The organism is Bradyrhizobium sp. CCGUVB1N3 (genome assembly GCF_024199925.1).
Classification (GTDB): Bacteria; Pseudomonadota; Alphaproteobacteria; order Rhizobiales; family Xanthobacteraceae; genus Bradyrhizobium.
The window spans coordinates 8,073,776-8,088,301 of sequence record NZ_JANADR010000001.1 but is presented as its reverse complement, the minus strand read 5'-3'; the positions used below and the strand labels follow the sequence as shown (position 1 = coordinate 8,088,301).

The 14,526-nt window shown below is 55.9% G+C and carries 13 protein-coding genes and 1 pseudogene; 8 read left to right on the top strand and 6 right to left on the bottom strand.

Annotated elements, in window-relative coordinates:
- The first annotated feature begins 482 nt into the window (after nt 1-482).
- The 7 genes and pseudogenes from nodU to NLM33_RS38275 all read left to right on the top strand — a co-directional run bounded on the left by nodU (nt 483) and on the right by NLM33_RS38275 (nt 8,197).
- A pseudogene (nodU, locus tag NLM33_RS38305) lies at nt 483-2,161 on the top strand (nodulation protein NodU).
- 532 nt (nt 2,162-2,693) lie between these two features.
- Nucleotides 2,694-4,340 carry a hypothetical protein gene (locus NLM33_RS38300; RefSeq protein WP_254103583.1) on the top strand — a complete coding sequence of 549 codons (1,647 nt, stop codon included), beginning with the start codon at nt 2,694-2,696 and terminating at the stop codon, nt 4,338-4,340.
- Complete coding sequence (locus tag NLM33_RS38295; RefSeq protein ID WP_254103582.1) at nt 4,294-4,974, top strand: HAD family hydrolase; 681 nt, start codon at nt 4,294-4,296, stop codon at nt 4,972-4,974. The genes NLM33_RS38300 and NLM33_RS38295 overlap by 47 nt, the downstream gene beginning before the upstream one ends.
- Nucleotides 4,967-5,449: an NAD(P)-binding domain-containing protein gene (locus tag NLM33_RS38290; RefSeq protein WP_254103581.1), complete on the top strand. Its 483-nt coding sequence runs from the start codon at nt 4,967-4,969 to the stop codon at nt 5,447-5,449. The genes NLM33_RS38295 and NLM33_RS38290 overlap by 8 nt, the downstream gene beginning before the upstream one ends.
- Nucleotides 5,433-5,885: an NAD-binding protein gene (locus NLM33_RS38285; protein WP_371930160.1), complete on the top strand. Its 453-nt coding sequence runs from the start codon at nt 5,433-5,435 to the stop codon at nt 5,883-5,885. Before NLM33_RS38290 ends, NLM33_RS38285 begins: the two co-directional genes overlap by 17 nt.
- Before the next feature lie 201 nt (nt 5,886-6,086).
- Nucleotides 6,087-6,725: a hypothetical protein gene (locus tag NLM33_RS38280; RefSeq protein ID WP_254103579.1), complete on the top strand. Its 639-nt coding sequence runs from the start codon at nt 6,087-6,089 to the stop codon at nt 6,723-6,725.
- Between the two features lie 314 nt (nt 6,726-7,039).
- A complete protein-coding gene (locus NLM33_RS38275) occupies nt 7,040-8,197 on the top strand; it encodes a type II toxin-antitoxin system HipA family toxin (protein WP_254103578.1) in 1,158 nt (385 codons plus the stop codon).
- Here NLM33_RS38275 and NLM33_RS38270 read toward each other — a convergent pair.
- Nucleotides 8,149-8,550, bottom strand: coding sequence for a hypothetical protein (locus NLM33_RS38270; RefSeq protein ID WP_254103577.1), 402 nt, complete (start codon nt 8,548-8,550; stop codon nt 8,149-8,151). The two genes, NLM33_RS38275 and NLM33_RS38270, sit on opposite strands and share 49 nt — an antisense overlap.
- Between NLM33_RS38270 and NLM33_RS38265 the strand changes: the two genes are divergently transcribed.
- Nucleotides 8,530-9,180: a hypothetical protein gene (locus NLM33_RS38265; RefSeq protein WP_254103576.1), complete on the top strand. Its 651-nt coding sequence runs from the start codon at nt 8,530-8,532 to the stop codon at nt 9,178-9,180. The two genes, NLM33_RS38270 and NLM33_RS38265, sit on opposite strands and share 21 nt — an antisense overlap.
- Nucleotides 9,181-9,226: 46 nt before the next feature.
- On the opposite strand, the gene NLM33_RS38260 is transcribed toward NLM33_RS38265, so the two are convergent.
- The 5 genes from NLM33_RS38260 to NLM33_RS38240 all read right to left on the bottom strand — a co-directional run bounded on the left by NLM33_RS38260 (nt 9,227) and on the right by NLM33_RS38240 (nt 14,509).
- Nucleotides 9,227-9,808: a hypothetical protein gene (locus tag NLM33_RS38260; RefSeq protein ID WP_254103575.1), complete on the bottom strand. Its 582-nt coding sequence runs from the start codon at nt 9,806-9,808 to the stop codon at nt 9,227-9,229.
- A 120-nt stretch (nt 9,809-9,928) separates the two neighbouring features.
- Complete coding sequence (locus tag NLM33_RS38255) at nt 9,929-10,894, bottom strand: IS481 family transposase (RefSeq protein WP_254103574.1); 966 nt, start codon at nt 10,892-10,894, stop codon at nt 9,929-9,931.
- Nucleotides 10,895-10,993: 99 nt separating this feature from the next.
- On the bottom strand, nt 10,994-12,025 hold the full coding sequence (locus tag NLM33_RS38250) for an ABC transporter permease (protein WP_254103573.1): 1,032 nt from the start codon (nt 12,023-12,025) through the stop codon (nt 10,994-10,996).
- Entirely contained in the window at nt 12,006-13,547 is a 1,542-nt protein-coding gene (locus NLM33_RS38245; RefSeq protein ID WP_254103572.1) for a sugar ABC transporter ATP-binding protein, read from the bottom strand. The genes NLM33_RS38250 and NLM33_RS38245 overlap by 20 nt, the downstream gene beginning before the upstream one ends.
- On the bottom strand, nt 13,544-14,509 hold the full coding sequence (locus NLM33_RS38240; RefSeq protein WP_254103571.1) for an ABC transporter permease: 966 nt from the start codon (nt 14,507-14,509) through the stop codon (nt 13,544-13,546). Before NLM33_RS38240 ends, NLM33_RS38245 begins: the two co-directional genes overlap by 4 nt.
- Nucleotides 14,510-14,526 lie beyond the last annotated feature (17 nt).

Sequence of the window (14,526 nt, the reverse complement as noted above, 5' to 3'; positions counted from 1 at the left end):
GGTATCCGTAAGCGGCGATCCACGGTCTCGCATGATGGTGAGATCCACGCCGACCCTTTGCCTCGAAGCGGCCAAGGCCCACTTCCTGTTTGCGTTCGTGGTAGTCGCACTCAATGCGCCAACCCAGCATGGCGATATAGCAGTTGAGGGAAGCGCGAGGCCGGGTCGTGGCCTTTCATCCCTGCTACCACCGCGTGGTGCCACACGAGAGACTGTCGAAGCCGCAGAATCGCTCAGGAATATTGTTGACCGGCTGGTCGTCTTAACTACGAGCGAGCGTGCTCGCCACAGTTTGAAAAATCACTCGGTCGACCCAACGCGCGCTGCAGCCCGAAACCAACACGCACCGAATGTCTCGAACACACCAAACTGGTCATGTGCGCGACATCCCACCACAAGACCGCAATCCAATCCTCGGGTCTGCGCTGGCTCGAATCCTGCTTGGCACTGCGAGCGAGGTTGGCAGGACAGGAGGCGCATTCATGCGCATCTGCGGTATCAAACTGACGCATGATGGAGCAATCGCGCTTGTCGAGGATCGACGACTTGTTTTTTGTATGGAGCAAGAGAAGCGAGCCAATAACCCGCGGTATCAAGCTATTGACAATCTCGATGCAATTGTCTCCGCTTTGGCGGAGAACGGTATCGATCCGCGGGATATTGATCAGTTCGTCATCGACGGTTGGATCGGGGACGTCGAGTCGCAGTTCGAAGTCCTCAGTGGTGCGACGCCTGTCACTCTCAAAGGGGGGCCGTATCTCGAACGCCATGTCGAGGGCCTCCTTACTTCACGCGACGGCTGCGGCCTAATCCTCGACGGCACGGCCTTCTGCTATAAAAGCTATCCCCACGTCACAAGTCACGTGGCCTCTGCATACTGCACCAGCCCTTTTGCTAAAGCAGGACAGCCCGCATTTTGTTTGGTGTGGGATGGCAGCACCTTTCCACGTCTTTATCACGTAGGCCGCCGGGGCGCTCGTTTTCTCGAAAGCCTATTCCCAATCACTGGCCATGCCTACGCATCGGCGGGCCATCATTTCGGACCGTATAAGCGGGCGGACCGCACCAAGTGGGACCTGGGTATTGCCGGTAAGCTGATGGCCTACATTGCTCTCGGCTCTGTCGACGAGGACATCGTGGCAATGTTTCAGGAATTTTACGCAGACCGCTTTGCGGCCGACACCGAGTTCGCCAAACGTTACAGGGCCGCAGCCTCGCGCGGGGCTCTGCAAGACCACCTCGATTTGCGCGCCGTTGTGCATGACTTCTTCGATAGCCTGGTGCTCCGCCTGAAGGGCAAGCAACCGGAAGACGTACTTGCATCGTTTCATTGCTTCCTTGAGCGTCTGCTTGTCTGCCAAATGGCGGATGTCTTGCAGCGGCATTACCGCGGAACTTGTGTATAGCCGGCGGCTGCGGCCTCAACGTCAAATGGAATAGCACCCTACGTGCGACCGGTCTCTTCGATGCTGTCTGGGTGCCGCCGTTTCCGAACGACAGCGGCTCTGCGATTGGTGCTGCGTGCTGCGCGTTGGCGGCACAGAAAGGCTTCATAGCTCTGGAATGGTCGGTCTATAGTGGTCCGGCCCTACGCCCCAGTGAAATACCACCCATATGGGAGAGCGCACCGTGCGGTATGCGCGAACTTGCAACGATTCTTGCTGGCAACAAGTCCGCAATTTTTCTTGCCGGGCGCGCCGAGCTCGGACCACGAGCATTGGGCGGCAGGAGCATTCTGGCAGCCGCGACATCGGCGGGAATGAAGGACCATCTCAACGACATCAAGCTTCGCGAACGCTTCCGCCCAGTGGCGCCAATATGCCTGGAGGATCGTGCACCGGAGATTTTCAGTCCCGGAACGCCGGATCCTTACATGCTGTTCGACCATCAGACACAACCAGAATGGCGGGACAAAATCCCCGCCGTTGTACACCTCGACGGATCTGCTCGATTGCAGACTATTTCCAGAACATCTCAGCACCCAATGGCCGCACTCCTCATTGAATACGAAAAACTTACAGGTATTCCGCTTCTTTGCAACACGAGCGCCAATTATCATGGGAGTGGCTTCTTCCCAGATGTTTCAGCAGCCTGCCAGTGGGGTCGGGTGGAGAACGTATGGAGCGATGGCAGGCTCTGGACCAAACACGCTACCAACTAGGTTTTCGCCGGTCGATGATGTCGACCGCTTGCCTGCTGCCTGAAACACTCAGTCAGTGGCCCCCCCTGCAGTTGTCGTTTGCACACCGAGCAGTTCGAAGCAGTCGACCCAACGCTTCGTGAGCTTCTATCTCCGAACTCTTGGATTTGCTGTGCGTATGCAGCGTCCTCGCGCTTGAAGCAGCTGATTGATCAGGACCACGCTCGCGGGATCAGCAGCCTGACACCGCAAGGGTGGGCGAAGGCGCCCGTGGGATTATCAGGCGCCGCCGGTCGGCGCTTGGCCCTTTCATTAACGCGTCGCGCTTTCGACAACGTGTCGGGAATCCGACAATGGCAAGAAGTCGGACAAACTTGAATGCTTACGTTTTTCCAACTCCGATGCCCTGACGGCGCGCCTCAAGTCATCTAAAGACTGGTACGACGCTTGCTTAAAAAGAAGCCGAGCCACGTCCTCGCGCCTGGCGCTCAAATTAACTTTCGGCTGAGATGAACCCGCGACATCGGCTGTTCAACAAGAGGGGGCCAATAGCATGCCCGGTGTTGCTGCTGCCTTTCTATCCTTTTCAAACAATTCGTCCGCGACAGTTTATGATCGGCTCAAGCATATGGTTCCAAAACTTGCACTTCGCGGGCAGGCGGGAGTCTGCGTTGCTGCTTTCATGCCCAACGAAGGTTTCCGATATGCGAGAACGCTTCAGGTGTCATGCGATTCAATGCGCATCGAGCACGATGAACAGGATCCCAACTTTAGGCCGCACGTTGCGATCGCCCATATCCGAAGCCGATACGGCGAGATCAGACATGACGGTGACTTTCAGCCGGCCCGCCGTACTGCCGCCAACAGCCGCCATTTGGCAATTTCTTTGGACGGGGCTTTGGTCAACGCTCGTGTACTCAGGGGAGAACTGCTTGCCAAGGGTCATAGGTTAGGCGGCAACACGGATGCTGAGCTCCTGCTCAAGTGGATTGAACACACTTGTGAAAGAGACTATTGGCGGCACGGGCTCCCCGTCAATTTCGAAAACGTCTTTCGCGAAATTGATGGTCGTATTGATGGCGCTATCAGCGCGCTCTTCCTGGACGGAGACGGCACCCTAGTTGCCTACCGTAGTCGATGTGGCTTGCGACCCTTGGAAACTATGCAAACTGACGACGGGTTCCTACTCTTTGCTTCGGAAAATTGCGCGTTCGCCGGCCTACAGGGTAAGACAAAGCAAATTCGGCCAGGCCACATCAAGTATGTAGACGGGAAAACGGGATGTTGCATTGATCGTTCCGTGAGCGACGGGAAGTACAAAGCCAAACTCTGCGCCTACGAAACTCTCTACCTGGGAAATCCGAACACATCGCTGGAAGGCCAATCACATTCCGAAACCCGTTACAACCTAGGAGTCGCGCTTGGGCGCCTCGTTGCGCAGCGACTGCAAGCAGACTCCGGCTCCGCGCCCTCGATCGTTTCCTCCATGCCACACACCGGAGGACCGTACGCCGACGGTCTATTTGCATCCCTCCAAGATTGCGGCCTATTCGCCCAGCGTCAGGACGTCATCGCGACGCAGTTTTCGCAGCGAACTCTCATCGGTGCACCGGGCGAGCGAAAGTCACTCATTTCTCAAAAGTACCGCGTATCGGGAATCAACCTCACTAAAGCCACGATAATAATTGTCGACGAGGCCCTCATTCGCGGCGACACCAGTCGGGCTGTCACGAATATACTGCTTGCCGCTGGTGCCAAAGCCGTACATTGGGCGATCGGTTCGCCGCCTATAGTGGCTCCCAACTACTACGGGATGGGTATCGACACACTAGATGAGTTGGCGTTCTGGCAAGCATGGAAACGGTTGTCATCCGAACAGCGCACTCAAAGCCTTCGCTTTCACAAGATCGAGCCGCAAGTTCTCAAACTCATCGAACGTAATATTGCGGCTTCCATCAACGCAGCCTCGATAACCTATCTGCCGTTTCCACTTTTCGTATCGTTGCTGCCCTACAGAAAAGACGGCATCGATCTGTCACCGTTTACATTCGAGATGCCGACCCCTGCGGGGCAGAAACGCGCCAATAGAAATTTGCACAAATTAGTGCGCAGATCCTCTCCATTCGGGGGCAACACCAGCATGAGGTCAGAACATGAAACCCGTTCTCGTCTTCGATTGGAATGGAACGCTACTCGATGATTCATACGCACTACTCCAAACGACCAATGCCATACTAAATCGCCTTGGTCATGCATCGATCGACATAAAGACTTTCCGGGAGCATTGCGACGTTCCGCTATCTCTTCTTTATGGCAGCCTCGGAATGTCGCAAGACGAAGTTGCGATGGTGGATCGCGATGGGAGCGCAATGTTTCACGCTACCTACGAACCACTTGCGGACAGAGCCGATCTGCGCGAGGGCGCACGCAGAGTGCTGGAGCTAGCGCGCCGAGAAGAGGCTTCATCCATCATCCTCAGCAACCATATAGTCGACCCGCTGCGCGCCCAATTGAGACGACTTGGAATCGATGACTACATCGACGATGTGCTCGCCTTTGAAAGCCGCACCACTCAATACAAGTCGATGAACAAAGGAGAGAGGCTTCGTCTCTACATGCAGGAAAACGACCTGAAGCCGGCGTCAACCTTCATCATCGGCGATATGCCGGTCGAAATCGACATCGCACGCAATCTCGGACTCATCAGTATATCCATTACTGGAGGATTCGTTTCGGATTCGCGCTTGCGGGCAGCCGAGCCAGACTACACGATCAACAATCATCATGAGCTGTTGCCGATCTTGCAAGGGCACGGCTTCTTTCGGAATGCATAAAATCATGGTCGCCGAAGACCCATCACTCCCCGTCGCCCCTAAAGCTGCGAAGCAGGGAATAGGTCTCATCGGCATCGGGCGCATGGGAACCGGCATGGGTATCAGCCTGTTGCGCCACCAGGTTGAGCTGCATATCAAGGCCAACAAAGACCGGTTCGGTGCGAATCGGTTGACCAGCGCAGGTGCCCATGAGCACCTTTCGGTCGCTGATTTGGCGCAGCGTGTAAGTGCGGTCGTGTTATCCTTGCCATCAAGCCGCGAGGTTGAGGCAGTGTGCCTTGGGCAAGATGGGCTGTTCGTCCATATGCCCCGAGGAGGCTTGATCATCGACTGCACGACATCTTATCCCGCTTCCACCGTCGCACTGGCCGAGCAGGCTCAAAAACGTGGCCTAAGCTTTATAGAGTGCTCCAGTAACACGGAGCCCGGAACAAGCAGAGTTCGGCCTTCTCAACGCGATCGTTGGATCGAATGAAACGCTCTTTCCTATAGCCGAAAGCATTCTTGCTACATTTTGTGAGACTGTTGTTCATGTCGGAGATGTCGGACAAGGTCACAAGATCAAGCTTGTTTACAACAGCATGACCATGGGCATAGCGGCGGTAGCCGCGGAGGTCTGCCAATTCGCGCACCGTCTTGACATCGATCTCGTAACGCTTCGCTCTTTGGTCAGTCGCGGCTCCACCAACAGCGGAATATTCCAACACTTCGTGGCCTTTTTGTTGGGCGAGAAGCCCAACGCTCTGGCGATCTCAATTGCGAATTCAGCAAAGGATATTGAGTGCGCTGTGCGCCTGGCGGGCGAGAGCGCAGTTTCGGTGCCGGTCCTGGCTGCCGCCGCGCACAAGCTGAATGTCTCAGTTATCGCGGGCAAAGGCGACCTGACACTACCTCATCTATCTCGCCCATAGATCTTTTAGCGATCCGGACAATTCGGACCTGGTGACCGAGGCAGAGGTGCCGTCGTATCGAAGGCGCTCAACATCGCGTCTGTTCCGGCTGCGAGACCTCATCAAAAGCCCGATTCATGTTCTCCTCGCCCTGCCCCACTTGGCTGATTGCGGCTTTTTGGTTGGGTCGCTCCTAGACGGCCCCCCCCCGGCAGCGAGATGATGATCATCACGATCCGAACCAGTATGATCATCATCAGCGGCAGCATAGCAGACGAGCGTACTTCAACCTGCCGCACGGGTCTCAAAGCGTTCTGCAAGTCGGGCGCGCTCGTTCTCCTCGCGCATCTGACACGCAATCCGTTTCAGGATGTGCGGGAATACGACAATCTCGCGGATCATCGATTTGATGAGATCGCGCGGATTGTAGCTTGCTTCGGCTCCGGGTTGCAGGAGCGAGTGAGCTTCACCGCGCACGTAGTAAGTCGTCCGCGCACCCTGCTCGCTCTGGTACACGATTGTACCCCGGCCATTCGAGTTCGTGTAGACTTCGCTATCCGTGATCCGGATTTCGACAACGCTGTTCAGGAGTACGTCGCTCTGCATGGCAGCTTCCAGCGCCGCGCCAAAGGTCTCGGCGTGCGCAAATGCCCGCGCAGCCCCTCCGACCGGACGCAACCCGCCGAGGATCTTTGCCGTCATTCCTGCAAAGCCGGGCCGCTCCGATACAATCGACAACAGCCCCGTAACAATCTCGTGCGACGTCAGATGCTCAGCGTTTCGACCGCGGCTCACTGGAAGCAATCGGCAATCCCGCAGTTTTTGAAAGCGCTGGACCATCTCGGCCTCGCCGACCCCTAACTCGCTTCCCAAGATTACTTCGAGCTGTTTCGCCTTCACGGTTTTCTCGCATCCGCTGAATTCTTAAAATCAAATTTCTATTCAAAAGTCAATAGATTGGTTTCCGTCCTTTGGATCACATATGACTTATCATTCGTCTTGTACGATGATTTTCATGAGAAATTGGGAAGTCTTGAGCTCCTATTTTGAGGCACGCATCAGGATTGTAAGCGATATATGACTACGATATAATAATACCTATTGAAGATAAAGTATGACTTCCTATTCGATACACATCGTGGGCGGAACTCGTTCCACAGAAACCAGAGCTTAGCATGGAACTTCGAACCGCAGAAATCCTCTTCAAGGATGAAGTCGCCGGCACGTTGACCGAGACGGCCAACGGCGGAACGCGGTTCGTCTATGGAACGGACTGGAACACGCCCATTGCCTGCTGCCTCCCCTCCACGCAGCGCGAGCACGAATGGGCAAACGGAATGCATCCGTTCTTCCAGCAGCTAGGACCTGAAGGATGGCTCCGCGAACGACAGGCAAGGGGAGCACACCTTGCCGAGGAGGATGACTTCGGACTCCTGCTGCGCTACGGCGCAGATTGCATCGGCGCGGTCGGGATCAAAAGCAGCGGTGACACAACCAATTTGCCGTCGGTCGCCGAGGCGACCAATCCTGGGCGCACGATATCAGGCGTCCAGAAGAAGTTGCTTGTGGTCAAAGACGGAAACGACTTTCGTCCGGCTGATCCAACTGGCCTCGCCCCCTACATCGCAAAATTCAATTCGCAGGACCTGCCGACGCTCGTCCGGAATGAGGCCCTGAGCCTCCGCTGGACTGCTGCCGTCCTCGGTGCAGACGAAGCGAACACACATACGATCGGACAGGTTTCGAACGAAACCGCCCTGATCGTGACCCGCTTTGATCGAACGCCTGACGGCAAGAAGTTGCGCCTTGAGGATTTCGCACAGATCCTTCGCAAACCTCGCGGCCAGGACCAAGCTGGCAAGTACGACGCCTCTTATGAAGACGTCGCTGTCGTCATCAAGGCTCACTCCGTCCGCCCCGAAATTGATCTCGACAAGCTTTTTCGTCGCCTTGTGGTGTTTGCTCTGATCGGTAATTGCGACGGGCATCTGAAGAACTTTTCGCTGCTGGAAACGCCGACCGGCCTACGCCTCGCCCCACTCTATGATGTCGTCAATACAGCCCACTACGAACGCTACAATCAGAACCTTGCACTTCGTATCGACGGAAAAGAAGTCGCGCTTGATTCCGTCACGCGCCCCTTGCTGGAATCCTTCGGCCCGCGCATCGGGCTGCCGCAGCGAGCCATCGATCAGGCCTTCAAGGACCTGAAGGCCAAAGTTCAGCGGGCCAGTTCGATCATAACCCCTCCCCCGGCGGAGCCGCCCGATGGATTCGTTCACCGCTACGCCGAGATTGTGAGCCGCGCATGTCTACGGATTCTCGGGGAATAACCCCACTCAATTGGCGCGCTCTGGTCGCGGAAGCGCTGCGCCGCCGCAAGGCGGAGAAGCTTAGCCAGCGCCAGCATGCAGCGCTCGCAAGCGTCAGCATTCCAACGATTGTCGCTTTCGACCGCGGCGAGCGAACGCTCTCGCTCGCCAAGGCTTTCGACATTCTTCGCGTTGTCGGACTTGTCGAAGAACCGCCGGAAGACGGCGCGCAGGAAATCTTCGTTCAGGAAGCCTTCACGCGCTGGCGCGAATTTACGGCAAAACTTCCTCCCAATTCTCCCGGGCGTTTTCCAAACGGATGGTACAGGATCGACTACGCACTTGAAGGCCACTTGAAAGAAATCGAGCTGCACCGGTTTCAGGACGTACTCGGTAAGGCCGTCACCCGACACACGGGCTGGCCCATGTTCTGGATACCGACGCGCGAAGAAACCGCACCGCGCGAGGTTGATGGCGTCATCGAATGCTGGCTCGCCCCCAAGGACGGCGGAGCTGACCGTCAGTTTGACGATGCGGCCCATTGCGATTTCTGGCGCGCAGCGCCCACAGGCCGCATGTTCCTCATGCGCGGCTATCAGGAAGATGCCCAGGAAACCTTCGCACCTGCTACGCTCTTCGATACAGGGCTGCCTATCTGGCGTCTCGGTGAAGGGCTATTGCATGCCGCTTCGCTTGCGAAACTCATGAAGCGCGATGAGAGCAGTGAGATAACCGTCAAGTTTCGCGTGCTCTACACCGGCCTCACCGGACGTATCCTGCGTCCATGGGCGAATCCCCTCACCGACATGCTGCTCGAGGGAACGGCCGCGCGAAGCGACGAAGCGATGCTCGAAATCACCGCTCCCGCGGCAGACATCGAAGAGAACCTCGCAGCATACGTCTTTCCGCTGGTTGCCTCACTCTACGAACGTTTTGGCGTCGCGGGTCTGACCATCAACCGCGTGAAGACGGAAGTGGAGCGCTTGCAGAAAAGCCGGACGTAGATTGTGCGGAAGAGCGAATGCCTTCGTCTACCATGGAAGACTCATGCTATTTTGACTTAAGCTGTCCGGGGATTTCCGATGCGACCTTCAGGGAACTCTTGACGCGCTCCTGATAGACTTCCGTAGCGCGCGCCGAGATCGCGTCGGCCTCCGCCTGCGATCTTGTGCAGACATGACTGTTGATCTGGACGGTATCGATCTTCAGCTCGCCGGCAGCGCTTTGAACGCTGCCCGGCCAGATCGGGTCCCAGTATCCGCCCATCCCTAATCGATTGCGTCGGCGCGTCGGGATCTTGAACGTGAATAGCTCAAGACGCTTGAGGATCCGTTCATGAATCCGCGCCCGGGCTTCGTCATTCGCAGGATCATCACCAAAGAGAATGCGCTTCGACAGGCTCATAGCGCGCCCTCTTAGTGCCGACAGGGCGCAAGCCCGTACCCGTGGAAACTGCAAATCGACGCATTTGAGAAAGTTGTGAATACTCGCAACCACCTTTTGCAGATTGGGCAGATCCACTTCGGTCACGCCGAGCTTGATCGGCTGCCCCCTTGGGATCGTGCGCAAAGCGAAACGCATCCGATCCCGGATCGATCGTATCAAATTCAGCGATGCGCGCTTCCACGGCATCGAGCGCTTCCCTGTCCGAACCACTGAGCGCAGCATCAAAGAACGGGGCGATACACCAAAGTACGAGGGCAAGCAGGATTATCTGTTGGCCCTCAATCGACAAAGAATACTAATTTAGGCCTAGGAGTTTAGTCCCGGCATTTGCTGGAGCGGGTTGAGTTTGAATCGTTCTGGCTGGGAAGTCCAGCATTTGCGGATGTATTCGTAAGGCGTGAGTCCCTTCAGGGTCTTCAGCCGCCGAGCGTAGTTGTAGGCGTTGATGAAGTCGGCAAGGCGAGCTTCGAGCTGATCGTGTCGATCGTAATGGTAGCGTTGGACGGTCGCTTCCTTGATCGTGCGATTCATGCGCTCGACCTGGCCATTGGTCCAGGGATGCTTGATCTTGGTCAGCCGATGTTCAATGCCATTCTCTTGGCAGCGCAGATCGAACATGTGCGTCACGTATCTTGCCGTCGGGCCATCCGCGTAGCGTGGCGGGAAAGTGAACTGGATCCCATTGTCGGTGAGAACCGTGTGGATCTTGTATGGGACAGCCGCAATCAGAGCTTCGAGGAAGGCCGAGGCCGAGCTCCTTCCCGTCTTTCTGACCAGTTGCACGAAGGCGAACTTGCTGGTGCGATCGATAGCGACATAGAGGTAGAGCTTGCCTTCAGCGGTCTGGAGCTCAGCGATGTCGATGTGGAAATAGCCGATCGGATAAGCCTTGAACTTCTTCTTCGAAGGCTTGCTGCCTTCGGCCTCCGGCAATCGGCTGATGCCGTGGCGCTGAAGACAGCGATGCAGGGATGACCGCGTCAGATGCGGGATGGTCGGCTGTAGCGCATAGAGGCAATCGTCGAGCGGCAGTAGCGTATGCCGCCGGAAAGCGACGATAATCGCCTCCTCCTCGATGGAAAGGACAGTCGACTTTGCTTCCTTGGGGCCTGTCGGGAGATCAGCGGCGGTCTCACGCTGCTTCCACTTCGCAACAGTCTTCTGGTTGATCCCGTAGCGCTTAGCGAGGGCTCTCAGGCTCTCTTGACTATTTTGTATTGCTCGACGGACTGCCTCCGTCGTGGTGGCGCAGCCGTGTAAAATTTGTCCCATAGCGCTTCCTTCGAATCGTGCGATAAGGATGCACCATCAAAGTCTGGGACTAAACACCTAGTCTACCTCGGTAGAAATGCCCGACGAGAGCTTTCCCTTCTACTTTATGAAGGCCAGCCGTGATCGATCGAGCGTTATCGTAACAGATAGGATTACAATGAGCCCGGTGACCATGATTTGGACGTACGTATGTACGCCTGCGATGTTTAGACCGTTTTGAAGTACGGCGATCACCAACACGCCAATTAGCGTTCGATGAACGCCCCCTGAACCGCCTGAAAGCGCGGTTCCGCCCATTACAACGGCCGCGATGGCTTGAAGCAGTAGATCATCTCCCATGCGCGCAGTTCCCGTTGAGGTTCGTGCGACGAGAAGCAATCCGGCAATTCCGCAAAGCATCCCGGATACGACAAACGCGATCGCCTTGGTGCGAAGCACATCAATGCCGGAAAGACGAGCAGCTACGCCTCCGGCGCCGATCGCGAACAAAGATCTTCCGAAGTGACTCCTTGCGCCGACGAAAGAAGCTACGACATAAATCAAGAGCGCCAAAACTCCAGAGTTTGGAATGTGGCCAATGATCGAACCTGACGCAACCCATGTCAGGTTTGGACTGCGAAAAAACACGTTTACTCCGCCACTAAGCCAGGTGGAAATGCCGCCAATAATGGTCATCGAGCCAAGCGTAGCCACAAAGGACGGTAAACGCAGACGAAGGACAAGCGTTGCGTTTACTAGGCCGCACAGAGCTCCGATGGCTGCGCCAGCGAAGGCGGCTCCGGCCGCACCGCTGTCAAAGTCGCGGATCAAAACCGCCGATGAAATCGCCACAAGGGTCACGATAGCGCCGACAGAAAGGTCAAGCGCACCCGTGAGGATCACAAAAGTTATGCCTGTCGATACAATCAGCAGGATGGACGATTGCCGCATCAGATTGAATAGGTTCACCCAACTCAGAAAACGCGGGTTGATGAGCGCAAAAACAACGACCATGACCGTCAGCAACAACAACGGCCCGGCTGCATTTATGATTGGGCGATGACGGCTGTAGAATTCTTCTGCGACCTGGAATCTTGCTTTCAAACCTGATCGCGGCGCAGCGACTTGGGGTTCAGACCATGTGTTGGACAAGTTCCTGCTCCGTCGGCTTGCTATCGGCAGGCGCACTGCACTCGAATTGGATTTGACCATCTCGCATGACGAGAATGCGGTTTGACATTCCGATAAGTTCGGGGAGATCATCTGTTATGAGCAGAATCGATACTCCCCGTTCCACCAAGTCCCTTAGCAGACTGTAAATCTCTTGTTTTGCGCCGACATCCACACCTCGTGTAGGATTGTCCAGGACCAGCACTTGAACCTCTCGTGCCAGCCATTTGGCTATCACCACCTTCTGTTGATTACCCCCGGAAAGGAATTGGCAGAGCTGTGCTGGGCCATTGCAACGGACACGCAACCCATTGATGTACCTTTCCGCAAGAATTCGTTCCCGGGAACGGGAAATGAAGCCTGCCGGGCGAGACACGAGCGGCAGCGAGGCCAGTGAGATATTCGCTTCAACCGACATATATGGAACGATGCCTTCGGTCTTCCGCTCTTTGGGTACGAACCCAACGCCGTGCATGATCGCAGCTTTGGCACGCCCACGAAGCGGCAAGACTTCGCCGTTCACTTCGATAGTTCCGGTCGATGGGAAGGGATCGAATCCGACGATCGCCCTGGCCACAGCCTCTTTGCCGCACCCCACCAGGCCGCCGACCCCAAGGATCTCACCTTTGCGAGCATCAAAGCTGACATTCTTGATGTTATGACCGCTCAGGCCTTTGGCCGACACTGCAAGGGGTGCTTCCACGACGTTGAGCTGACGCTTCTCCAGGTAGTATTCATCTTCCCGAATCCGACCAACCATCGCCTTGTGGAGGCTTTGTTCAGTGATCTCTTCTCCTACGAACTCGCCAACGTTTCGGCCGTCCTTGAAGACGTAGATCCGATCACAAAGCTCTACGTACTCCGCAAGGCGGTGGGTAATGAGGACAAATGATGCACGGTGACGGAATCGCAGAATCGATTCGAAAAGAACCTGAACCTCTCGCTCGCCGATTGCCGCTGTCGGCTCGTCAAGCAAGATGATCGGGTGATCAATATGGAAGTACTCGGCCAACGCAAACGCCTTGGCAATCTCGATCATCTGCCGATGGTGAAAAGCATAGTCGCCCGTACGACAGCGGGGATCGATGTAATCGAGACCAAGGTCTTTGAGGTGTCTTTCGCTGAAGGCTATCATCGCCTTTGTGTCGACGATACCCAGCCGATTGCTGAAGTTGGCTTCCAATGAGAGAAAGATATTCTCGTAGACGGCCAGGCTTGGAACAAGAGCCTGCTCCTGGAACACCATTGAGATCCCGGCCTCAACTGCCCGAGTATAGTTTAGCGGCCTATAGCTCTTGTCGGAAAGGGCCATGCTTCCGTCGCTCGGAGGATAAATGCCGGCGATCATTTTAAGGGTCGTCGACTTGCCTGCTCCGTTTTCACCAGCAATGCCCACAATTTCGTTCGGAAAGATGTCGAGATCGATTCCTTCGATGACGGATATGCCATGGAAGCGCTTCGATCCATTGCGCATCGTGAAAATGGGAGTGCGCCCCTCCCTCATTTCACGTCCTCCGCACTCGTACGTGTTGTGTTTAGAAGCACAGCAAGCAGGATGACGATCCCTTGAATCACGGTTTGCAAATAGGGGGGTAAGGCAAGAATGTTCATGCCGTTAGAAAGGATTGTTATGAACAGGACCCCGATGATCGTTAGACGTATATTGCCCGTGCCCCCCGTGACGGCAGTCCCGCCGACGACTACGGCTGTGATCGTGTCAAGCGTCATGTAGCCGCCCATTGTTACCGTGGCCGATCCAAGACGCGCGGCCAGCACCGCTCCGGCAAATCCCCCGAGAAGGCCAGACACCGCGAACGCCTGGATCTTGATCCTGTTCACTTTGACCCCAATCAGAGCAGCTGTTTGCTCGTCGCTTCCGATTGCGAGCGTCATTCGTCCGAAGCGTGTACGATCGCCAACGAACACTGCAGCGGCGAAAATGATCACCGAAATCAGGACCGCATTGGGGACTAGATTGATGAAGGCGCCCTGGGCTACATCAACGACAGCCGGGTTCGATACGGTCAGCGATCGGCCATCTGAAATGAAGAGTACCGCGCCCGAAAGAGTCGTTGCTGTTCCAAGCGTCACCAATATCGAGGGAATCTTGAGGTAGACGTAGATGAGCCCGTTAATCGCGCCGAATGCCACACCGACGAAACAACCGATGGCAACCGACCATAAGCCGAGATCTGGCGCCGTCCATGCGACCAGCATGCCGCAGAAACTCGCAATTGCCCCGATCGAGAGATCGATGGAGCCCATCAAGATAACGAAGGTGGCGCCGACGGATGCGATGAGGAGGACAGAACTGGAAAGTTCAATTGCCCTCATGTTTGCTACGGTAAAAAAGGACGGAGCCGCCACACCAAAAGCGATGCAGGCGATGGTGAAGACCACAATTGTTACTATGGCGCGCCGCGATAGCTCGCTATCCCTACGCCTCATCAGTGAAGCTTCGCTCATTTTGCGGTCCCATCGGA